General features: G+C 38.8%; 18 protein-coding genes, 2 tRNA genes and 2 pseudogenes. 8 read left to right on the top strand and 14 right to left on the bottom strand.

Annotation, left to right across the window (positions count from 1 at the left end; genetic code table 11):
- Positions 1-53: 53 nt before the first annotated feature.
- On the bottom strand, positions 54-1,346 hold the full coding sequence (locus ACFI34_RS06870; RefSeq protein WP_462672918.1) for an NCS2 family permease: 1,293 nt from the start codon (positions 1,344-1,346) through the stop codon (positions 54-56).
- A 119-nt stretch (positions 1,347-1,465) separates the two neighbouring features.
- Here ACFI34_RS06870 and ACFI34_RS06865 point away from each other — a divergent pair, with 119 nt between their 5' ends.
- The 3 genes from ACFI34_RS06865 to ACFI34_RS06855 all read left to right on the top strand — a co-directional run bounded on the left by ACFI34_RS06865 (position 1,466) and on the right by ACFI34_RS06855 (position 3,162).
- Positions 1,466-1,921: a tetratricopeptide repeat protein gene (locus ACFI34_RS06865; protein WP_462672917.1), complete on the top strand. Its 456-nt coding sequence runs from the start codon at positions 1,466-1,468 to the stop codon at positions 1,919-1,921.
- Positions 1,922-2,209: 288 nt separating this feature from the next.
- Positions 2,210-2,653 carry a SulA-like leucine-rich domain-containing protein gene (locus ACFI34_RS06860; RefSeq protein WP_462672916.1) on the top strand — a complete coding sequence of 148 codons (444 nt, stop codon included), beginning with the start codon at positions 2,210-2,212 and terminating at the stop codon, positions 2,651-2,653.
- A 29-nt stretch (positions 2,654-2,682) separates the two neighbouring features.
- Positions 2,683-3,162 carry a YchJ family protein gene (locus tag ACFI34_RS06855; protein ID WP_462672915.1) on the top strand — a complete coding sequence of 160 codons (480 nt, stop codon included), beginning with the start codon at positions 2,683-2,685 and terminating at the stop codon, positions 3,160-3,162.
- Between the two features lie 314 nt (positions 3,163-3,476).
- Here the strand turns inward: ACFI34_RS06855 and ACFI34_RS06850 are convergent, their stop codons facing one another.
- A complete protein-coding gene (locus ACFI34_RS06850) occupies positions 3,477-3,779 on the bottom strand; it encodes a DUF6172 family protein (protein WP_462672914.1) in 303 nt (100 codons plus the stop codon).
- 195 nt (positions 3,780-3,974) lie between these two features.
- Positions 3,975-4,502, bottom strand: coding sequence for a VC2046/SO_2500 family protein (locus tag ACFI34_RS06845; RefSeq protein ID WP_462672913.1), 528 nt, complete (start codon positions 4,500-4,502; stop codon positions 3,975-3,977).
- A 112-nt stretch (positions 4,503-4,614) separates the two neighbouring features.
- On the opposite strand from ACFI34_RS06845, the gene ACFI34_RS06840 reads away from it, so the two are divergent.
- Positions 4,615-4,699, top strand: a tRNA-Tyr gene (locus ACFI34_RS06840).
- A 49-nt stretch (positions 4,700-4,748) separates the two neighbouring features.
- Positions 4,749-4,833 (top strand) — tRNA-Tyr (locus ACFI34_RS06835).
- Positions 4,834-4,938: 105 nt separating this feature from the next.
- Here ACFI34_RS06835 and ACFI34_RS06830 read toward each other — a convergent pair.
- Positions 4,939-5,625: a M48 family metallopeptidase gene (locus ACFI34_RS06830; RefSeq protein WP_462672912.1), complete on the bottom strand. Its 687-nt coding sequence runs from the start codon at positions 5,623-5,625 to the stop codon at positions 4,939-4,941.
- A gap of 266 nt (positions 5,626-5,891) precedes the next feature.
- Between ACFI34_RS06830 and ACFI34_RS06825 the strand changes: the two are divergent.
- A pseudogene (locus ACFI34_RS06825) lies at positions 5,892-8,235 on the top strand (MHYT domain-containing protein).
- Positions 8,236-8,239: 4 nt separating this feature from the next.
- Positions 8,240-9,233, top strand: a pseudogene (locus tag ACFI34_RS06820) (response regulator).
- Here ACFI34_RS06820 and ACFI34_RS06815 read toward each other — a convergent pair.
- Together ACFI34_RS06815 and ACFI34_RS06810 are read right to left on the bottom strand one after the other, a co-directional pair.
- A complete protein-coding gene (locus ACFI34_RS06815) occupies positions 9,230-9,670 on the bottom strand; it encodes a VOC family protein (RefSeq protein WP_276755018.1) in 441 nt (146 codons plus the stop codon). The pseudogene ACFI34_RS06820 and the gene ACFI34_RS06815 sit on opposite strands and share 4 nt — an antisense overlap.
- A 1-nt stretch (position 9,671) precedes the next feature.
- Positions 9,672-10,328, bottom strand: coding sequence for an HD domain-containing protein (locus ACFI34_RS06810; RefSeq protein ID WP_039036719.1), 657 nt, complete (start codon positions 10,326-10,328; stop codon positions 9,672-9,674).
- A 138-nt stretch (positions 10,329-10,466) separates the two neighbouring features.
- Here ACFI34_RS06810 and ACFI34_RS06805 point away from each other — a divergent pair, with 138 nt between their 5' ends.
- Positions 10,467-11,657, top strand: a complete 1,191-nt coding sequence (locus ACFI34_RS06805; RefSeq protein ID WP_462672911.1) for a class I SAM-dependent methyltransferase — start codon at positions 10,467-10,469, stop codon at positions 11,655-11,657.
- A 15-nt stretch (positions 11,658-11,672) separates the two neighbouring features.
- On the opposite strand, the gene ACFI34_RS06800 is transcribed toward ACFI34_RS06805, so the two are convergent.
- The 8 genes from ACFI34_RS06800 to pgi all read right to left on the bottom strand — a co-directional run bounded on the left by ACFI34_RS06800 (position 11,673) and on the right by pgi (position 22,756).
- The gene (locus ACFI34_RS06800; protein ID WP_006792347.1) at positions 11,673-11,969 is read right to left on the bottom strand and encodes a PilZ domain-containing protein; all 297 of its coding nucleotides are present in this window, start codon (positions 11,967-11,969) and stop codon (positions 11,673-11,675) included.
- An 8-nt stretch (positions 11,970-11,977) separates the two neighbouring features.
- Complete coding sequence (locus tag ACFI34_RS06795; RefSeq protein ID WP_008129771.1) at positions 11,978-12,358, bottom strand: response regulator transcription factor; 381 nt, start codon at positions 12,356-12,358, stop codon at positions 11,978-11,980.
- A 75-nt stretch (positions 12,359-12,433) separates the two neighbouring features.
- Positions 12,434-16,321, bottom strand: a complete 3,888-nt coding sequence (hrpA, locus tag ACFI34_RS06790; protein ID WP_462672910.1) for an ATP-dependent RNA helicase HrpA — start codon at positions 16,319-16,321, stop codon at positions 12,434-12,436.
- A 124-nt stretch (positions 16,322-16,445) separates the two neighbouring features.
- Positions 16,446-17,480 carry an isoaspartyl peptidase/L-asparaginase family protein gene (locus ACFI34_RS06785; RefSeq protein ID WP_462672909.1) on the bottom strand — a complete coding sequence of 345 codons (1,035 nt, stop codon included), beginning with the start codon at positions 17,478-17,480 and terminating at the stop codon, positions 16,446-16,448.
- 125 nt (positions 17,481-17,605) lie between these two features.
- Positions 17,606-18,310 (bottom strand): SapC family protein, encoded by a 705-nt coding sequence (locus ACFI34_RS06780; protein WP_462672908.1) that lies wholly within the window; start codon positions 18,308-18,310, stop codon positions 17,606-17,608.
- Between the two features lie 344 nt (positions 18,311-18,654).
- Positions 18,655-19,365 carry a 6-phosphogluconolactonase gene (gene pgl, locus ACFI34_RS06775; RefSeq protein ID WP_462672907.1) on the bottom strand — a complete coding sequence of 237 codons (711 nt, stop codon included), beginning with the start codon at positions 19,363-19,365 and terminating at the stop codon, positions 18,655-18,657.
- 2 nt (positions 19,366-19,367) lie between these two features.
- A complete protein-coding gene (gene zwf / locus ACFI34_RS06770; protein WP_138740327.1) occupies positions 19,368-20,840 on the bottom strand; it encodes a glucose-6-phosphate dehydrogenase in 1,473 nt (490 codons plus the stop codon).
- Between the two features lie 269 nt (positions 20,841-21,109).
- Positions 21,110-22,756, bottom strand: coding sequence for a glucose-6-phosphate isomerase (gene pgi, locus ACFI34_RS06765; protein ID WP_462672906.1), 1,647 nt, complete (start codon positions 22,754-22,756; stop codon positions 21,110-21,112).
- Positions 22,757-22,967: the final 211 nt, after the last annotated feature.

The following is a 22,967-nucleotide window of genomic DNA, read 5'->3' as shown; positions in this document are numbered from 1 at the left end:
GATACATGACTAAACATCACTGATAGTTACCTATCAAAACAGAGCTTTAATACTTAAGATAAAAACGCGAATTTAACGATGAATAACGCAGTTAATATCCACACGCTAATTGTTATGTCGCTGCGTTTAGCACAAAGTAGCTTAACCGCCGTGTATGAAATAAAACCCAATGCAATTCCATGCGCAATCGAAAACGTAAGCGGCGTCATTAAAAGCACAACGGCAACTGGAATAGCGTCTGTCATATCGTCCCAGTCCACAAATTTTAGGTTTTGTAGCATGAGTACAGCAACATATAAGATTGCGCCCGCTGTTGCATAAGCTGGTACCATATTAGCTAATGGTGCAAAGAACATCATTAGCAAAAAGCAGCAACCAACTACCACTGCAGTTAAACCTGTACGCCCACCAACAGATACACCCGCCACTGACTCTATATAAGATGTGGTTGTTGAGGTACCTAACATTGCACCTGCAATGGTGGCTGAGCTATCAGCACTGAGTGCACGTCCTAAGCGTGGCATGTTTCCTTTTTCATCTGCAAGACCAGCCTTTTGCGTTACAGCTACAAGTGTACCTGACGTATCAAACAAATCGACAAACAAAAATGCAAAAATAACACTAAGCATTGAAAGTTCTAAAGCGGCTGCAAAGTCCAACTGCATAAAAGTAGGTATAATTGAAGGAGGTGCAGCAATAATTCCTTGATATTCAACTAAACCTAAACCAAGTGAGATAGCGGTAACCGATAAAATACTGATCAACACTCCACTTTTAAAATCACGATATAATAAGGCTGCAATAATAAAAAAGCTAAATATCGCCAGTAGCGGTCCTGCAGATGTTATGTCACCCAACTGCACAAATGTAGCGGGGCTTGCCACAATAATACCTGCATTTTTAAGTGCTATTAAGGCTAAAAACGCGCCAATGCCTGTCGCAATAGCCCGTTTTAAAACTAATGGAATGGCATTTATTATCCATTCTCTAACCTTAAATAAACTTAATAATAAAAATATACAACCCGACATAAATACTGCGCCCAACGCAGCTTCCCAGGTGTATCCCATACCTAATACAACGCCATACGTAAAAAAGGCGTTTAACCCCATGCCAGGGGCTAAAGCTAATGGGTAATTGGCCCATAACCCCATAATAAAACAACCTATTGCAGCAGCAATACATGTAGCAACAAAAGCAGCACCTTGATCCATTCCCGCTTCTGCTAACATCGCAGGGTTCACGAATACAATGTAAACCATTGTGATAAAAGTAGTCATTCCGGCGATGCATTCTCGACGAACCGTGGACCCATTTTCGTTAATTTTAAATAAAGCTTCTAACATAATGAACTTACAACAATAAAAAGTAGCGAGATTTTATCATAAAAAGTATATTTTTCAGGACATTTTACCTTGCGATATACTAAACTATTGAAGTAGTTAACTATACCGAATGACAGCATATGATAAAAACAACACCAACAGGTTATGATTTAGAACAACAATTAGACAATATTTTGTCTTTTGTTACACAACCAGGCGATACTAATTCTTCACCTGAAAATGATAGCTCTCAACAAAGTACGTTGAATAAGGCCCTATATTATTTAAAAAATAAACAGCCTGCTTTAGCTGCAAAGTGGATGCGTTTATCGGCAATGTCTGGTGATCATCGAGGGCAATTTTATTTAGGCTTATTTTTTGTAAAAGGCCAAGGTGTTCCACAAAGTGTATTTCATGGAGTTGCTTGGCTTAGCTTATCGAGTAGCCAGGGTCATGAGCCAGCTACAGTTGCGCTTACAGATTTGAGAAAATATATAGAAACAAAGCGTTTTAAGGATGCACAATGTTATGCAGCCAGTTTATATGAACAAATTCATCAATTACAATATTCCCATTTAATCCCCCCTGCCCCTTAGTAAAAGTCCAAAACTTAGCTCGTAAAAGTACTGTATACAGTTTAGAGCTATAATTTAAATTTATAAAAAACGTAAGCAAGCCTCTTCAGTCTGTATAAAAAACACTCACCCACCAATATTTCAAATAAAATAAAAGCTATTAATATCAATGATATAAACTTTAAAATTAAAATCCTTAAAAATAGACTATAAATTTGTATAAAAAAATAGCAAAAAAACACTTGCGCCATAACACTGTATAAACTACTGTATACACGTACTGTATATAAACCCAGTGAGCGAGATAATATGTTACAGCCTATAACCGTAAGAACAGTAAAAAGCTATCAGCAAGACGAACTATCTGATTGTGTCAACGTGATTCAAATTGAAGATGATATATCGGCAACATTTGAGCTATTGAAGGTGTTACACCAGTACAATAGTTTAAACGCATGGACTTTATTAATCGCACCAGACCATGTTCCTAGTAAAGCTTTGCTTGATTCTTGTTCAATAGATACAAGTAAACTATTGGTTATTAGGCAAAAACACCTAGTGAATTTAGAGTATGTATTACGCAGCGCGCTTTATAACGGTAATTTTGCAGCAGTAATTACGTGGACAGACATGTTGAACAACCAACTGTTAGCTGATTTATCTCTTGATTTAAATAAGACAACAACGAAGTTGTATTGTTTTACTAAAAATTCTAACGTTATCGATGTACCTTCTTTAAAGCAAGCTTGTTAAACTAACGTTTTACATTTTTTATTAATTTTATGAACTCATTAGATAACAACGCTTGCCTGTGTGGTAGTCAACAGAATTACAAAAACTGCTGTGAACCACTATTATTAGGTGATAAACAAGCAGAAACACCCGAGCAGTTAATGCGCTCTCGATTTACAGCTTACGCACAAAAAAATGCTAAATATATATACCAAACTTATGCGAGTGAAAAACAAGCAGAAAACCCTGTAAAAGAAATTAAAGAGTTTGCCACCAGTTGTCGATTTGTAAGCTTATCTGTTATTGATACAGACAGCGATGAAAGTAAAGGGGTCGTTGAATTTAAAGCTACCTATTTTTATCAAAACCTATACTGTGTGTTACATGAGCGCTCTCAATTTATAAAAGAGCAACAGCAGTGGCGATATCTCGATGGTATTATATTCCCGGTCGCTGATATAAAAGTTGGCAGAAATGATGATTGCCCTTGTGGCAGCGCAAAAAAATACAAGAAATGCCATAGCGCATAACCCCCTCTTTTTAAGTGAAGTACATTGTTTACTTCACTCAATGGTCAATTAAATACACACATTTAATGCGTAGCTTCGGAAATATATTAAAAACAATCCCCTCTACAACCATTTAGGTTTAGTACTAACTTTATTAATTAAGTGGCTAATATTGAAGAAAAAAATAGTATTAATAACAATTCAACAGTTAAAGACCTAGAACGATGTTAAATACGTTGAGCTAGCTCAAAAGAAAAAGCCTGAAGGTAATCTATAGGCATAAAAAATGGGCCATTGGCCCATTTAAATAATTTGATATGCACAAACGCTATTTATTACTCGTCGTTATCAAGGTCTAGCTGTTGGCGCTGTGCAGGTTTTGCCAATATTTCTAAGTAAAAAGACATCAATTCTTGCTTTTCAATATCGCTAATACAGTTGCTGATTTCAGCTACATGAACCACTTGCGCATCTTCAGCCGTTTTACCAAACTTACAGTCAAATGCCCAATAATCTGCATCTTCTGGTAGAGTTTTGTTGCGCTCTCTTTTCAAATATTTTTTCACTTCATGCTTTGCAGCATCAACCATACGAGGGTATTTGATTTTCTCGTGATTTAGCGTGAATGTTTTCTTCATTACGTTCCTAATTACCTTGGTTTAATGATAACGGCATTCATGTCATACCATTTGTAGCCATTATAGCAATTGCATTTAATTTTTGGATGCTTTTTTTACATTAAATCAAATTTTAGTCAATTGGGATTTGGTGCAGTCGTAAAATTTAATCAGTGATGGATAGTGTAACTAGACACTATTTGATGGAATCATAAATTATGCCATCGTCAAATGTAATGGTTCACGCTGATTTACGTCTGTTAGAACGTCATAAAAGCCTGCGACATCCATTTTTGGATTATCTATTTCTATTTCGTCTTTTTGTAAACGCCTGCGCACAGCAAGTTCACAATTATCTATAATGGGTAGGGGTATGTGGTTTACATCATCTCTAATTGAAAAGGGCTCAGGGTTTAAACACTGATTTAACTTTATATCGGCCATGCCTTTATTTTCACCAACCAAAGACAAACGCTGTGCATTAAACTGCCCAATTAGCATATTAAATTCACTGGGTGCTAATGGCTGCTTTGGTCCTGCTCCTAATTGCTCTCTTAACTGCGCTTCTTGAGTTGTGTTATCTTCAATTCCACTTTTAGGTAAATGAAATTGACTAAAATCTAAAGCATCTTGTGAAAGCATTGCTAACAGCAATGAAAATTCACCACGGCGGTCTGCATGTACACTTTGGTTTAACCGAGTACTTAATTGCTGCTCTGTGATTAACAAATCATCGATTTGCATAGACTTTAGCCGATTGGAATGAGTAATGAATATTTATCGGCTTTATTTAAATTTTCTTTAGCTTTTTTCTTTACTTAAAGGCACATTTTGCTATTATCAGCACCGTTGCATTGGAGGGGTTCCCGAGCGGCCAAAGGGATCAGACTGTAAATCTGACGGCTCAGCCTTCGCTGGTTCGAATCCAGCTCCCTCCACCACTTTTCTTACCGCTAAGTTAAGTGGGGCCAAATGTAACAAAAATAGTGTGGAGGGGTTCCCGAGCGGCCAAAGGGATCAGACTGTAAATCTGACGGCTCAGCCTTCGCTGGTTCGAATCCAGCTCCCTCCACCACTTCTATTCCTATATTCCTATATTCCTATATTCCTATATTCCTATATTCCTATATTCCTATATTCCTATATTCCTATATTCCTATATTCCTATATTCAAAATAGCTTAAAACACCCACTGTAAACTCATGCCGTTTGTTTTTAACCAATTGGATGAAGCTTTATAGTCTGGATAAAAAATCTCTACTCTGTCCCAAAATTGCTTACTGTGATTTAAATACCTTAAATGAGCAAGCTCATGCACTATTACATAATCAATAATTCTATGAGGTGCTCCTATTAAATGTAAATTAAACGACAATTCTCGCTTACTGTTACAACTGCCCCAACGACGCTTGTAAACAGCTAACGTTAATTTTTGCGGCAACGCCTCTTCCATTTTTTCACAATAAAAAGCAATACGCATTTCCACATAAGCCGCTAACTTTTCTTCTAAATAGCGTTTAATTAAACCCTCATATTTATTTTTATAATTTTTTACACGACTAGAGTGTGTAATAAATAGCGCGTTATTATGCTCTTTCACGTCAGATGATGGGCCTTCACGAAAAATTAATTCAACCGACTCAGAAAAAATCTTTATTTTATTGTTCTCAATTGGGTACTGTTTAGTGTCTATTACATTAAGCTGCTTTTTTAATTGTGTTTCTATCCAATGTTGCTTTTCGAGTAACCAACTATCGATTTGTTTTAACGGCACATAATGAGGTGCGTATACGGTTACTGTTTGATTATATATTTTTATAGCCACTGTCTTTCTGCGCTTACTTTTTTTAAGTTGATAATCAAACACTACTTTCTCTCATTAATTTAATTCTTTGGCCCGTTTTAACGCTATTTAATAGATAAACGTTATTGGTTTTTACCCTGCTTATTTTTCATTTTAATTAATAGCTTATAATAACTTTACTTAAAATAAACATAAAAAATAATAACTTGAAAACTATACGTTATAAAATTGAAACGAACTCACTTGTTATACCGCACTAGTCAATTAAGTATTTATTTATATGATAATTATATTAAACTACTCACTTAAAGACTAATTTTTGAGCCAATATGCTATCTGTGTTTTTTGTAACAGACCATGACCCTAGCCTGATAATTAACGGGGTATATGACCCACTTTTAGTATCTATATCTATTTTAATAGCAATATTCGCCTCTTTTTTTACAACCAGGCTCATTGATTTAGCTAAAGAAACAAAATTTTATAATTATAGGCGTTTAGCAAAATTCACTGCCGCAGCAATATTTTCAGCGGGCATTTGGAGTATGCACTTTATCGGTATGCTGGCCTTCTCTCTGTGCACAAATATCAAATACGACCCAACAATAACTATTTTATCTTTTCTCCCTGCTTTTTTTGCTTGCCAATTTGCTGTATCTATTTTAATTAACAATAAAGCGACCTTTAAAATACTTGGTTTATGTTCTGTATTATTAGGTTCTGGAATAGGTACGATGCATTACAGCGGCATGGCCGCTATGGAGTTGGCGCCTTTATTACGCTATGACCCACTTACCTTTATTTTATCACTCTTTGTTGCCGTCGCTTTATCATTTACCGCCCTGTATAGCCGGTTTAACCTTGCTAAGGTTTTCCCTAAATTAACAGCGCTACAAAGCAGTACCATAAGCGCAATTATTTTGGGCTTCACTGTTGCAGGAATGCACTATATGGGCATGGCTGCAACACGCTTTGTTGCAACATCGCCTTTACTATTTAACGATGTTAATGCGTCTGCAGGCCTTACATTTGTTGCAATAGCCGTCGCCACCGCAACGATAGCAATTACGAGTGTGGTTGCCGTTATAAATGGCATGGTTCGTTATAAAATGCTGCTAGAGGAAAAGTCTGCCGATGAGTCTCGACTAAATGCCATTCTAGAAACAGCGATCGACGCAATAGTTACCATTGACCATGCTGGTATTATTTTAAGTTTTACAGTATTATTTCAACCTTTTGGTTAGAGGCAAAAAAGAAAGATCTTATACTCAATCTAACTATTAAAGAGTCAGTGCAAAACACTTACTACGGCGATCCTGACAGGTTAAGACAAATATTAACCAACCTGATTGGCAACGCGATTAAGTTTACAGAGCATGGCTCTGTGACCATTACCGTAAGCACCACACAAAATGGGCATTTATTTTTTGAAGTACAAGACACCGGCATTGGGATTGAAAAGGATAGAGTGAGCGCTATTTTTCAACCTTTTGTCCAAGCTGACGGAACGACTACCCGCCGCTTTGGTGGTACAGGGCTTGGAACAACTATCAGCAAACAACTTGTTGAGCTGATGGGGGGAACTATAAATTTAGTCAGTGAAATAAATAAAGGCACCTGCTTTTATTTTTCGCTTCCTCTTAAAGTGGGTGATGAAGAGAAAATTGACTATTTTGATGGTCTTCATACACAATTACCTGCCCTAAGAATTTTGGTCGTTGACGACATAGAACAAAATACTGAGCTTCTCTCGTTATTACTCTCAAGAGATCACCATGCGGTTACTAAAGCTAATAATGGTCTTGAGGCCATTGCTACTTTCCAAAAACACGATTTTGATGTGATTTTGATGGGTATCCATATACCGGAATGTGATGGGATTGAAGCATCTATAAGAATACGCGAACTAGAAAAGCAAAAAAATTGAAAAACACCCCAATCATTGCATTAACAGCCAGTGTGTTGCAGCAAGACAAACTTTCGGCCAAAAAAGCGGGGATGAATGGGTTTGCAAATAAGCCGATTGATATTAATCAGCTAAACCAAGAAATCGCACAAGTGCTAGGTTTAGGCGTCTCTAAAGATATCGAAATAGCGCAAACTGACCCTAATGCTAAACATATCGACTTTAAAAAAGGGTTAGCCTTATGGGGCTCTAAATCTAAACAACTAACTGAAATTACTAAATTTACAAACGATAGTGATAATCGATTTGAGATTTTGTTAAATGAGCCTCAGCTGAACTCTCAAAGTAGCTATAGTTTAATACATACACTAAAAGGCATTTCTGGCAATTTGGGCCTAATTGCGTTGATGAAGCTTTTATCCAACTTAGAGCAAGGTAGTAGCGTTGATGATATTTTAAAAGCAATAAAAGCTGAGTTGGTTATTATTTCTAAGTTGTTGATGGTCAAAAACACTGAACCGTTAAGTAATCCTGAAAACAGTCAAAAAGTTATTTCCAACACAGAGCTAAAATTATTGTGTGAAACACTCATCGAATCCGCAAAAAACGCTGAATTTAATGATAAGGCACTCAGTGATCTACAGAGTTGCTCTAGTGATTTTTTTGTGAGTAATATTAAAGCAATAACTGATGCCTTTGATGAATTTGATTTTGATAATGCGCGAGTTAACTTAGACGAATTACTAAAAAAGCTAAACGATATATGAGTATATAAATGATTTTTCTACACAAAGGCCCAGAGTATTAATTGTTGATGATGAGCCCGCAAATCTAAAAGTGATGCGTGAAATATTAGGTGAACAGTACCGATTGTCTTTTGCAAAATCTGGAACAGCGGCCTTAACTTTGCTTGAAAAAGAGTTACCTAAACTCATTTTACTCGACATAATGATGCCAGATATGAATGGATTTGAAGTATGTGAGCACATTAAGAATAACCCCAAAACATCGCATATCCCCATTATTTTTGTCACTGCTCTCGGCGACGAAAGTGATGAATACAAAGGGTTTGAATTAGGGGCTGTTGACTACATAACCAAGCCAATAAGCCCTGCCATTGTAAGAGCGCGTGTTAGAACACCTTTCTCTAGTTCAAGCTGAGCAATTAAAGCAGGCGCATGTGGATTTAGTTCAACGTTTAGGGCGTGCAGCTGAGTATAAAGATACCGATACTGGTGAGCACATAGTTCGCATGAGTCAGTATAGTAAAGTTCTTGCCTTGGGAATTGGTATGTCAGAAAATCAAGCTGAGCTCTTGCATCAAGCTGCGCCTATGCATGATGTTGGAAAAATAGGTATTCCTGATGCAATTTTATTAAAACCCGGAAAATTATCTGTCACAGAGTTTCAACACATGAAAGAGCATGCCTTAATTGGCGCAAAGATTTTAGCTGACTCATCTTCCCCGCTATTACAACTTGCTCACAAGTTAGCAATTGAGCATCACGAAAAGTGGGACGGGTCTGGTTACCCATATGGTTTAAAAGGTGATGAAATATCCATCGAAGGAAGAATTATTGCTGTTGCAGATGTATTTGACGCACTGACTTCGAAGCGCCCTTACAAAGACGCGTGGAGTGTAGAAAAGACAATTTCACATATGAAAGAGCAAGCAGGTAGCCACTTCGACCCAGCTATTATCGACTTATTAGTTGATAAACTGGACGAAATACTCAATATCAAGCAAAGCAATCAAGAGCGTTAACTCTTTTTAGCACTGTGCGAGCCCTGCTCAACAGATGGGTAAAACATCTTGATATGTTCATAATCATGAGATGTTATTTCATGACTATTATCGCTTTCATCTTTAAAATATATTGAGAACGTAACACCGTGGTCGGCTAATACTGTTTTTATGTCCATTGATTTGAAGTGCGCAAGCCACGCTATAAATTGTTCTCCAGTAGCACCAAACGCAATTCCTTTGCTGCGAACTTGACCTTCAAACAATGCTAAGCGTGTTGTGGTATTTTGGTCTTGGAGTGTTAAAGGCCCTTTGCCTGTCTCGTCCCAAAACGCAAGCTCCTCAACTACTTTAAAGCCAAGTACTTTTTCATACCAAGTCACTGCATTCGAAAGGTTATTTACGTTTATGTGGCAGTGATCAATCCCCGATAACAAAGGCATGGTTTTGTTGCTCATATTATTCACCAATCTCTGATTTTAACTGCTCTAAAAACGCATGCATATAGTGGGTGCGTCTTTGTGCTTCAGCTTTAGCTGATGGTGTGTTCATACTCTTAGCAATATTTAAAAGTTTTATAAAAAAATGATCTAAAGTAAATTTTTTATCGTCAGGCTCTCTAGTTGTACAAAAAGGATCGTCAGGGCTGTAAAGTAAACGCCCTATAGAGCCCCCTACTTTCATGCAACGGCTAACACCAATGGCACCAAGAGCATCCATTCTATCTGCATCTTGTACTATTTGCGCCTCAAGCGTTTTAATTTTAATGTTAGCACTAAAGCTATGTGCCGCTATTGCATGATGAATTTCATCAAACAAGTTTGCGTCATAACCTAAGCCTTTTAAAAACCCAATCGCCTTATCGGCTGCCATAGTCGATGCTTTGGCTCTGTCAGGGTGATTTTTAGCCACTGCGACACAGTCGTGTAACCATGCTGCAGGTAAAACTATCGCCATATTGGCATTTTCAGCTTCACAAAGTTGTATTGCCACCCTAACCACACGTTCTATATGGGTAATATCGTGAGCAACATCAGCATGCTTAAGCGATGTAATAAAGTCACGACATTGCCCAGAGAGTATTTGTAATGCGGGAGATAACGTGGTTTCTGCCAAGGGAGTTTCCAAAATTTATTAACATATTGAATTAGTCATACTTTACCGCGCTTTATAGCCTTCATGCAAAACATTCATTGTATGTTGCCCCTGCCTTGACTAAAATACAGCGCTTATTTAATACAACCGAGAAGCCTTATGTCATCTGCCGTTTATCTCCAAGCTGGTCGCGATAAATCATTAAAAAGAAAACACCCATGGTTATTTTCTAAAGCCATTAAAAAGATCAAAGGTAAACCAGGACTCGGCGATACAGTCACAATCCATGATAGTGAAGGTAAATATTTAGCAACAGCAGCCTATAGCCCGCACTCTCAAATTCGAGCGCGTGTGTGGAGCTTTGACGAAAAAGAAATCATTGATCAACACTTTTTTGAGCGACGCTTACGCCGAGCACTTGAAGCTCGTAGCCAAGTAATTGAAGAAGGTGGATTAACCGGTTACCGATTATGTGCCGCTGAGTCTGATTACTTACCGGGTGTGACAATCGATAAATTTGATAATGTGCTCGTATGCCAACTGTTAAGCGCAGGAGCTGAGCGCCATAAAGGTGAAATTGTAGGCGCACTGATGGCTATATTTCCTGGCAGCAGTATTTATGAACGTTCAGACGTAGACGTACGCACAAAAGAGGGTCTAGAGCCAATTAAAGGGTTACTTTGGGGCTCTGAACCTACACAGCCTGTGCTTATTGAAGAAAATGGTTTAAAGCTCGAGGTAGATATTTTAGAAGGCCATAAAACCGGGTTTTATCTAGATCAACGCGACAGCCGTGCAGCACTTGAGCGTTTTTCAAAAGATAAAACCGTGCTTAACTGCTTTAGCTACACAGGCACATTCTCACTTTATGCGCTTCGTGGTGGCTGTAAGCATGTTACCAACGTTGACGTATCACAACCGGCACTCGATACCGCAAAACGTAATGTTGAGCATAATAATTTAGATTTAAATAGAGTCGATTTTGTTAAGCAAGATGTTTTTAAACTTTTACGCCAGTACAGAGACGAAGGTAAACAGTTCGACACCATTGTTATGGACCCGCCTAAATTTGCCGACAACAAGGCACAGCTAACAGGTGCATGCAGGGGCTATAAAGATATCAATATGATCGCTATGCAAATATTAAAGCCAGGCGGCACACTATTAACATTCTCTTGCTCAGGCTTAATGGAGCAAAACTTATTTCAGAAAGTAGTTGCAGACGCAGCACTAGACGCGGGTAAAGACTTGTTAATAATGGAGCGTTTAAACCAAGCAGCTGACCACCCAATTGCGGGCAGCTACCCTGAAGGCTTTTACTTAAAGGGGCTTATCTGTAAAGTTTATTAATTAACATTTAATTGGTTAATTAAACTCTATTATCTCAAGCCCTGCCGTAATCGTGCCATCATCTTCTTTGCTGGCACGTATCACCTTAGCGGTCGCTTTTAAAGGGGCAATACTTGGATGGGTTGATGCAATATCAACAGACAAAAGTGTATTTGGTTCTAATAAATCATCTAAATGCAGCGACAATCCCGTTGCACTTAAATCTACACATTCAGCAGTGTAAGTTAAGCCGGCAACCGGCTCAATAGTTGTAAGCATTGCAGTAGCGTTTACCTGCATGCGTCTATAGTTTCGTTTATCTTCTGTGAACATAATTCCCTCTAAACTATTGTGTTTATTTGCTCTAACAGTGCACTTATGGCAAACGGTTTGACTACATAAGCATCACAACCAGCGTCAAACCCTGTTTTCTTCTCAAGCTCAGACTCAAGGCCTGACACCATAACCACAGGAATGTTTTTAGTTTCTGGCGTATGTTTTAGCATTCTGCATGTATCATAGCCATCAAGGCCTGGCATACATACATCGAGTAAAATAATGTCAGGAGGATTGGCAATTGCAGACGCAAGACAGTTCTGACCAGAGTCAGCATAACTAACGTCAAATTTAGACTCAAGTGCAGGTTTAAGCATTTCGTAATTAAAATACTCATCATCTACAACTAATAGTCGTTTTGTTTTAGGTTCAATTACCGAGGACATGCTTATGTCGTTTCCTTCTCAAAACAAAAATAAATCCTACCTTTAAGGTACTAACCTTCTTGATAAATGCAAGCATTATTCAACTTCTTTTATAGCATTTAAAATTCGTTTTGACGAAATAGGATAAGGCGTCCCTAACGTTTGTGCAAATAATGAAACTCTTAGCTCTTGTTGCATCCAAAATATAGCTTCTATCTCGCTGGGTATTGGCATACCTTTGGGTATTTTATTAGTCAGCTTTTTATACTCAGCTGCCACTTTATCAAGCTCAAGTACACACACTCTGTCTCTGTTTGGGTCAACAGGGAGCTTTTCTAATCGCTTTTGAATCGCTTTCAAATAACGAATTAAATCAGTCAGCTTAGTCGCACCATGTTGACTAACAAACCCTTTAAAAATTAACGACTCAAGCTGAGACTTAATATCGCCATGCGCAGTGATCATGGTCAAATCAACCCGCCCTTTCATTTTTTTATGTAGCGCATGCGCAATGCTAAGAACTTGTTCAACGTGAATAGCTATATCGACTACAGCGTCACCTAGCTCGCCACGTATTTCTTCTTTTACACTTTCAAACTCACTGCTCGTTCTAATATCGCCATATTTGAGTAATAAGCTATCAACACCCGCGGCAATACAATCATTAATTAAATCGGCTATTTTTCCAAAAGGATTAAAGTACAATCCCAACTTAGCCTTATTAGGCAGATTTTGCTGTAAATATTTAATAGGTGAAGGCACATTTAATAATACCAATCGGCGAAGGCCTTGCTGGTGTGCAATCTGTGCCTTTATTTCGTTATCAAATAGCTCAACCGCAGCACTTGATTTTTTATCCACCAGCGCTGGATACGCTTTTATTTCGTACTGGCCTTGCTTTTTAACGTAAGACTTAGGTAGTTCACCAAAGTTCCATTGTGTTAAGTCTGCTTTTTCTATACCGTCATCCGCAACTTTAGAAAGTGTTTCGGTTACCTCTCCTTGAAGCTCTGCTTTGAGCTTCGCAAGGTCTAGACCGCGAGCAAGTAGTTTATTGTGCTCATCGCGTACTTCAAAATGTAAGCGTAAATGAGAAGCAAGTGATGTTAAATCCCACGCTTCAGGATCAACGCGTACACCGGTCATTCTCAACAAACGTGTGGTAAGTGCGTCAAGCAACGTGCCTTGCATCGGCTCTACCGCCGCAATAACAGCATCAGCATAATTAGGAGCGGGCACAAAGTTACGTCGAAGTGATTTTGGTAGCGATTTAATCAAGCCACTAACAAGTTCGTGCCTAAACGCAGGGATATGCCAATCAAAGCCGGTTTCTTGCACTTGATTTAATAAGGCAACGGGTATTTGCACCGCAACACCATCAACCGCTTGACCTGGATCAAAGTGATACGTAAGCGGTAATATTAAATTATCTTGCTGCCATGTATCTGGGTAATCAAACTCTGTAATACTGTTTGCACCATGGCGCATTAACTCATCGCGAGTCATATGTAGATAGTGTTTATTTTGTTGTTTTTGAGTTTTATACCACTTTAAAAAATCGGCTCGATTATTAATTTCTTTTGGTATTTTTTTATCGTAAAACTCAAATAAGGTTTGTTCATCAACTAAAATATCACGGCGGCGCGACTTATTTTCAAGAACTTGTATATCTTCTATTAGCTCACGGTTAAACTGTAAAAAATGCTCGTTTAAACCTAGCTCTTGTTCAACCAGTGCGGTGCGTATAAACAGCTCACGACTAACTTTAGGATCTATATTGCTATACACACAGCGGCGCTTATTAACAACTAACAATCCATATAATGTTTGTTGCTCAAAGGCAATAACAGCTCCAGGTTTTTTCTCCCAGTGGGGCTCAGAGTAGCTGCGTTTTACCAAATGTTGGGCTAAAGGTTCAACCCAACTGATATCGATTTTTGCATTAGTGCGCGCATACAATTTACTCGTTTCAACAAGCTCTGCTGACATAATCCATTTAGGCGCTTTTTTAAATAAACCTGACCCCGGAAAAATATGAAACTGACTATTACGCGCACCTTTGTAAGCTTGTTTTTCGTCCTTAAAACCAATATGGCTAAGCATACCGCTTAGTAAGGCTTTGTGTACGGCTTCGCTATCAGCAACATCACTTGTTGCCTTCATGCCCATTTCGTTACACACAGTACTTATTTGATATACAATATCTTGCCATTCACGCAGGCGCATATAGGCTAGGAAGTCTTTTTGGCATAATTTTCTAAACTGGCTGTTTGTCAGCTCGCTCTGTTGCTCTTCTAAATAATTCCACAAATTTAAAAAGGCAATAAAGTCTGAATCAGGATCATCAAAGCGGCCGTGTTTTTCATTCGCTGCTGCGCGTTTTTCTTGAGGTCGTTCACGTGGGTCTTGAATAGATAAAGCAGCCACAATGATAATAACTTCACGAAGTGCACCTAACTTATGCGCTGTTAATACCATTTTCGCTAAACGCGGATCAACGGGTAATCGGCTCAGCTCCCTACCCGATTGCGTTAACGCAGTTTTATTATCTCGTTTAGCTGGCTTTACTGCTTGTAACTCCTCAAGCAGAGTCAAACCATCATTGATATTTCTGCTATCTGGCGCTTGCACAAATGGAAATTGCGCCATGTCGCCCAAGCCCAAAGCAAGCATTTGTAAAATAACAGAGGCTAAGTTTGTACGTAGAATTTCCGGGTCAGTAAACTCGGGGCGAGATAAAAAGTCATCCTCAGAATACAAGCGAATACAAATACCCGCTTCAACACGCCCACAACGGCCCATACGCTGATTAGCACTTGCTTGTGAAATAGGCTCGATTGGTAAACGCTGGACTTTTGTGCGGTAACTATAGCGGCTAATGCGCGCAGTCCCTGGATCTATAACATAGCGAATACCCGGTACGGTCAATGACGTTTCAGCCACGTTGGTCGATAAAATAATGTGACGGCGCGAATGCGGTGCAAATATTCGGTTTTGCTCTGCATTTGATAAACGCGAATACAATGGGAGTACATCAGTGTGTTTTAAATTTCGCTTACTCAACGCGTCGGCAGTGTCGCGAATTTCACGTTCACCATTTAAAAATATAAGTATGTCGCCAGGGCCTTCTGCGCACAGCTCGTCAACGGCATCAAAAATACCTTGTAACTGGTCGCCTTCGGCTTCCATACCCTCTTTTTTAATATCGCTAATTGGGTTGTAACGAACATCAACAGGGAAAGTACGACCTGATACCTCAATGATGGGGGCATCGTTAAAATGCTTAGAAAAACGCTCAGGATCAATAGTTGCTGAGGTAATTATAACTTTTAAGTCTGGACGCTTTGGCAGTAAGTTTTTTAAGTACCCTAAAATAAAGTCAATGTTTAGGCTACGCTCGTGGGCTTCATCAATAATTATGGTGTCGTATTGATTTAAAAAGCGATCTTGCTGAATTTCGGCCAGCAAAATACCGTCTGTCATCAGTTTGATGTATGTGCTGTTAGAAACCTGATCGCTAAAGCGGATTTTAAATCCCACTTGTTGGCCAAGTTCACACTTCATCTCATCAGCAATACGGTTTGCAACGGTGCGTGCGGCTAACCTACGTGGTTGTGTATGGCCAATAAACCCATCAACTCCACGGCCAAGCTCTAAACACATTTTAGGTATTTGCGTCGTTTTCCCCGAGCCCGTTTCACCGGCAATAATAACAACTTGGTTATTTGCTATTGCGTCTTTAATAGCTTGTTTTTTTTGACTTACAGGCAGCTGGTCAGGGTATGTTACCTGTGGCAAGTTAGCTAATCGTTTTTCTTTTGACTGTTGGCTGCGGGTTATATCTGCGGCTATTTTTTCAAGCGCATTGGCTTGTTTAGTTTCGTCGGCTATTTTTTTAACACCATGAAGGCGTTTTTTGAATATGAATTGATCTTTTTTTAAGCACGTTTTTAGCTCGCCAAACAACTGACCTAGGTTAACCACCCGCATACCTTATAAAATATGTAAAAGAGCCATAATTGTATCAAAGTTAACGGCTCGGGTTAATCCTACAAATCATTAAACACTCAGTTGTTTGACATTTAATCACATGTATCAGTCTGTATTCCTATTCGCCTTTAAAAATGCCTACATAAGTTGCTTGCGTATTCGATTTACTCGCGCGATACATTCCCGACGTGTTAAACGGTAAACTAATATTGCCCTGCGTGTCGATAATAATAACACCGCCTGTACCACCTATTGGCTTTAATACCTTGTTTATTACTTCATCACCGGCTTGAGAGATTGTACTGCCTTGGTATTTAACACGAGCGCAAATATCACTTGCCACGTTGTAGCGAATAAAATATTCACCATGGCCGGTTGCTGATACCGCACATGACTCATTCTCAGCAAACGTACCAGCACCTATAACAGGAGCATCTCCAACACGGCCGTAGCGCTTTGCCGTCATTCCACCGGTTGATGTGCCTGCAGCTAAGTTACCATTTTTATCAAGAGCAACAGCGCCAACAGTGCCCATTTTAAAGTTATCTGGTAGCGCATTGTGTGCGGCCTGATATGACTTAGTTGTTGCTTTAGCTTTATCAAGCTTATCTTTTGCTTTAAGCAATGCATCGTAACGGTGTTTGGTATCAAATAAATTATTTTCGATAAGTTCAATACCTTGTTCCATTGCAAATTCCTCAGCACCTTGTCCACTGAGCATAACGTGCACTGAATTATCCATAACTAAACGAGCAAGTTTAATTGGGCTCTCTACATGTTTTACACCTGCAACAGCCCCAGCTTGGCGGTTACGCCCGTCCATAATTGATGCGTCGAGTTCATGCCCACCATCGTATGTATATACTGCGCCGCGCCCGGCATTAAAAAACTCAGACTGTTCTAATACTGTAATTGCAGCAGTCACCGCATCTAAGCTTTCCCCGCCTTTCTCAAGTACGTTGTAACCTGCTTCAACGGCCTCGGATAATTTAGCACGGTAGGCTTTTTCTTGCTCAGGGGAAAATTTTGCTTTATCTATTGTTCCTGCGCCACCATGAATTGCAATGGCAAGCGGAGATTCTTTACTTAGTGCACTGTGACTAAACCCTATGCTCGCACTGGCTAAAATAGATAATAAGATCATTTTTTTCATTGCTGGCCCTTATCGAAAAAGTATTAAAGCCAATGTGAACGGTTAAAACGTAAATTTCAACTAAAGTAAGTTTAATGGCATAAAAAAAGCGCCTTGAGGCGCTTTTTATAGTTACCGTGTTTAAATTAAGCTTGTTTAGCTTTTAAACGCGCTAAACGTGCTACTTGGTGAGTAGACGTTAAGAAAGAGTAAATTGGTGCTAAATAGCCGCGCTTACGAAGTTCTAAGAAGTCTTCATCGCTTAGCTCATTTAGTTTTTTCTCGTCGATAAGGTAAATACCGTTGATGTCTTTTTTCTCGCCTTTAATGTCTACTGTTAACGTTTGTGCTATTAGTAGCTCTTTATCAGCAAGAAATTTAGTGAACGCATCGGTTACCTGAGAAAACTCAATGAAAGACACTAGTGACTCTTTACGACGCTTTAAGTAATCTGTTTCTTCACCATTTTCAAATAACGCATTACCGTCTGTTTCGCTTACAAGTGGGCTTGCTTCATCAATAACAATACCAAATTGGTCTTGCTCTGGGTGTTTAACTAAACCTAGTGGGTAACGTGTAGACGCCATTGGTGCAAAAGAAGCTGTCCATTTGTCGCCTTCAACAAATAAGTTTTCGCCTGGCTCTAGGCCAAACATTGCAACTGCTTGGAAAGTACCTGCTTCGTTATTTTTAACAAACGACATAGGAAACTCATTTGCTACGCGTGCAAACTCATGTGCAACTACAGGCACTAAATGTTGAGTTTTCATGAATTCTACATTGATGCCGTTTTGAATTTTAATGTTGGCATGCTTTTCATTGTGTAAAGGCTGTACTTGTTGCTCCGCCATGTTACTGCTCCGTTTTTAATTTTATAAGTTTCATTGTTAATGCACTAAGGCTAATGCTTTTGAGGCGAAAAAGGAAGGGAAAGTTTTATGACATAAGCCATCTAAAAATAAAATTTAAATAAATCTGCACGTTGCCAAAAAACATACACGTAACAATTTTAAAATGCGCTTAAAAATAAAGCGTTATGCGGCTATTTAGCATACAAAACTAAGCAACCAATTTACAATAGTTAACAGATATTCACCTATAAACTTACTCATACTGCAGAATATTTAAACAAACAAAAAGGCAGCTAATTTAGCTGCCTTTATAAAATTGAGTGAGTACTGTAAATTTGATTAAATTATGGAGCCCAATAAACTTCAATATTTATTTCAGGATGGTTTAGCACTGCACGCAGTGGCATATCGTTAACATCACCACCGGCTTTAGCCTGCTTGTACACAGCAAGTTTTTCATCGCCGCTGATAAGTAGTTTAACCACTTTAGAGTTGGCTATTGCATTTAGAGTAAGCGTCATTCGCTCGGTAATACTACCCGTCACGTCGCTTTGTATTGCGTTAATCGCACAAACCGTTTCAGTGGTTGTTAAACCATGCTCTAACCCATCTGCATGTGGGAATAAAGACGCAGTGTGACCATCTGGCCCCATACCTAAAATAGTTACATCGTAAGGCGTTTTCAGTGCACTATACGCGGCTTCACATTTTTCAGCACCTTGTTGTGCAGTAGAAGCATCGTTTTTCATTGTTATAAAGTTGGCTGCATTACCAAAATTTTGCAACAACGTACTTTTAATAAATGCTTCATTACTTTTCTCGTGATTTGGCTCAACCCAGCGCTCATCAACCATGGCTACATCAACGTTCTGCCAATCTAAATCAAGGGTTGATAAATGCTTATATGCTGCAGCAGGTGATGACCCGCCTGATACCATTAGTACCGCACGGCCATCATCTTTAATACCATCTAATAATGATTGCTCTAAGGTTGCCGATAGCTCTTTCGTTAGCGCATCTTTATCATCAAAAAATTTTTCAACTAAAGTCGCCATAATTATGCCTTATCACCTGTGTTAAACCACACATGGTTATTTTCTGCTAATAGTTCATCGGCATCATCAGGCCCCCACGTACCGGCGCGGTAAAGTGCAGGCTTACCTTTCTCTTGCCAACGCTCAACAATCGGGTCAATCCATTTCCATGCTTGACGAACCTCATCACGGTGAATAAACAACGATGGGTTATTTGCAGCCGCATCAAGCATTAAACGTTTGTATGCATCAGAATGGAAACCATTGCTGTAAGCTTGTGATAACTCAATGTTCATCGTTACCGGCTCTAATTGCATTTCAAGGTTATCCAAACGCTTTGACATAAGCGTTAGCTGAATCGTTTCTTCAGGCTGAAGGCGAATAACTAAGCGGTTTGGTTCAATGTTGCCAACATTTTCTTCATAAATATTGTGCGATACTTTTTTGTACTCAACCACTATTTCAGCACAACGTTTTGCCATGCGTTTACCTGTACGAAGGTAAAATGGTACGCCAGCCCAGCGCCAATTATCAATGTGTGCACGAATAGCCACAAAGGTTTCTGTTTTACTAGCGCCTTCGTTTAGCTCTTCTAGGTAGCCAGGAACTATTTTTCCGTTTAAATCGCCCGGTACATATTGGCCGCGTACTATATTGCTATCAACATCTGAATCAAAAAGTGGACGAAGCGCTTCGAGTACTTTTAGTTTTTCGTTACGAATACTATTAGCATTAAGCTTATTAGGTGCTTCCATTGCAACAAGGCACAAAAGCTGTAATAAGTGATTTTGAACCATATCACGAAGTGCACCGGCTTTGTCGTAAAACCCTGCTCTGCTCTCAAGTCCTACGGTTTCAGAAAGACTAATTTGAATATTATCAATCGATTTAGCATCCCACATGTTTTCAAATAATGAATTTGAAAAACGCAGTGCCATTAGGTTTTGTACTGTTTCTTTACCTAAGTAATGGTCTATACGGAAAATTTGGTCTTCTTCAAAAAATTCAGCAATTTTAGCGTTTATTGCTTCTGCAGATTCACCACAGTAACCGATTGGTTTTTCTACTACTACACGCGATGTTGGCGTAATCAAATCTTTTGTAGAAAGAATTTCACAACACTTGCCATAAACGGCTGGTGGTAAAGATAAGTAAAACACGCGAGATTTAGTGCTATCGTGCTCATCTAAGATCTCTTTAAGCACATCCCAGTTATCGTCAGCTTCAGTAACATTACTCACCACTGGCACTAAGTAAGTAGAAAATGCTTTCCAATCTTTGGCGTTAAATTCACCTTTACTTAAAAACTCTTGCAGTGCTTTGTGCGCTGTTTCAATGTATTCGGCACGTTTGCTTTCTTCACGAACTGTTGGCAGGATGCGTGAGCCTTCAGGTAGGTTCCCTTCTTGATATGCTCTGTACATTGCAGGTAGTAATTTGCGTAACGCAAGATCACCACCGCCCCCAAAAATTATGATATCAAAAGGATTAAGCATAGTTACTCTCTACGTTGTGATACCCCGTCCTACAATAAGTTCGCGGGTATGCCTGTTTATAACTTGGATTATGATAGCTTTTATAATGTGTTAAAAAGCCTGCTGAATTGTTCTTAATTGATGATGTATTGTTATTTTTTTATCATCTACGCTTTATTAAATGAGCCTTAGGATTCTGTATCTCCTCTCACAAAAATACAGACCCTAAGCACTCCAGCGCTACCCGTTCAAAGGTACTCGGTTTACCTACTATTACGTAGGCTAAATTTTTACTGCGTACGATGTTGCTTGTAGTACGCCATCAGTCCACTTGTGGAGCTATCGTGATCGTGATTTACACTATCATCGGTCAGCTCACTTTCAATCTTAGATGCCAAACCTTTACCAAGTTCAACACCCCACTGATCAAATGAACAAATATCTAATATTATGCCTTGGCAAAAAATCTTGTGTTCATATAACGCAATTAAACGTCCTACCGTTTTAGCATCAACAGTGTCTAGCAGCATTGATGTTGTTGGACGGTTTCCTTGATGAATTTTATGATTTAGTAGTTCATCAATTTGCGCCTGCGATTTACCTTTAGCTATTAAGTCGGCTGTAACTTGTTCTGCATCAACGCCACTCATCATTGCTTCTGTTTGAGCAAAAAAGTTTGATAATAAAATGTCATGATGCTTATCAACATTTATTTGTGGTTTAACAGAAGCAATAAAATCTGCTGGCACAATCACGTTGCCTTGGTGCAGGCATTGATAAAACGCGTGCTGACCGTTAATGCCAGTCATACCCCAAATTATTGGAACCGTGGTATACGGTACTGTTTCGCCTGCAAAGTTAACATGCTTACCGTTACTTTCCATCTCACCTTGTTGTAAATACGCAGGTAACATGTGAAGAGATTGGTCGTAAGGTAAAATTGCTTGCGACGTGTAGCCTAAAAAGCTGGTATTCCACACACTTAACAAAGCCATTATTAAAGGAATATTCTGCTCAAGCGGCGCATTTTTAAAGTGTTCATCAACTTCAAAAGCACCTGTTAGTATTTCTTCAAATGCGTCATAACCTAAATATAGCGCAATCGGTAAGCCTATCGCACTCCATAATGAAAAGCGACCACCAACCCAATCCCACATAGTGAATACGTTTTCATCAGCAATGCCAAAGGCAGCTGTTTTTTCTAAGTTTGTGCTTACTGCAACAAAGTGTTTAGCAATTGTGCTTTCATCTTTTGTTGTTTCTAAAAACCAATCTACCGCTGTTTTAGCGTTCGTCATGGTTTCTGATGTAGTAAATGTTTTTGACGAGATAACAAATAGTGTTGTTTCGGGATCAATATTTTTAAGTACAGAAGCAATTTGTACACCATCAGCATTTGACACGTAGTGCACATTTAGCGTGTTGTCTGCGAGTGCTTTTAACGCCTCAGTTGCCATTTGAGGACCTAGATTCGACCCGCCTACTCCAATGCTAACAACGTCTTTCACCGCTTTGCCCGTATAACCAAGCCATTGGCCGCTTCGCACTTTTTCAACAAATACTTTAATTTTGGCAAGCTCATTATCAACCGCTTGCGTTACATTTTCTCCATCAACAATTAATGGAGTATGTGCACGATTACGTAATGCAGTATGCAGTACAGAGCGTTCTTCGGTGATATTAATTTTCTCACCGCTAAACATTTTGTCTCGCCAAGAGGCAATATCGCACTCTTTAGCAAGCGACACTAAATTAGCAAAAACATCGTTATCAATTAATTGTTTAGAGTAGTCGAATAATACACCTGGTATCTGAGTTGAAAACTTAGAAAAGCGGGTACCGTCTTGTGCAAATAACGTTTTAAGATGTGTTTGTTTCATCTTAGCAGCACTTTGTTCAAGGGCTTGCCAACTTGCTAATTGCGTTCGGTTCGACATTTAAATATCCTCTAAAAATTTTAACCGGTTGATTTATAGTTTCTTTTTATAATGTAAAAATCTTTAATACGCGCTAAACACACTAAAATAAAACGCTGTTAGTATAGTCAAAAACGTAAAAAAATCGCTGCTTTTACTATTTTATACGCAGATGATAACGCAATTTTTGTCTTTTGACACCGGTATCATAAATATTTTGCAAATTATTTTA

The organism is Pseudoalteromonas sp. PSi26 (assembly GCF_054960575.1).
This window is presented reverse-complemented; position numbering and strand designations above follow the sequence as displayed.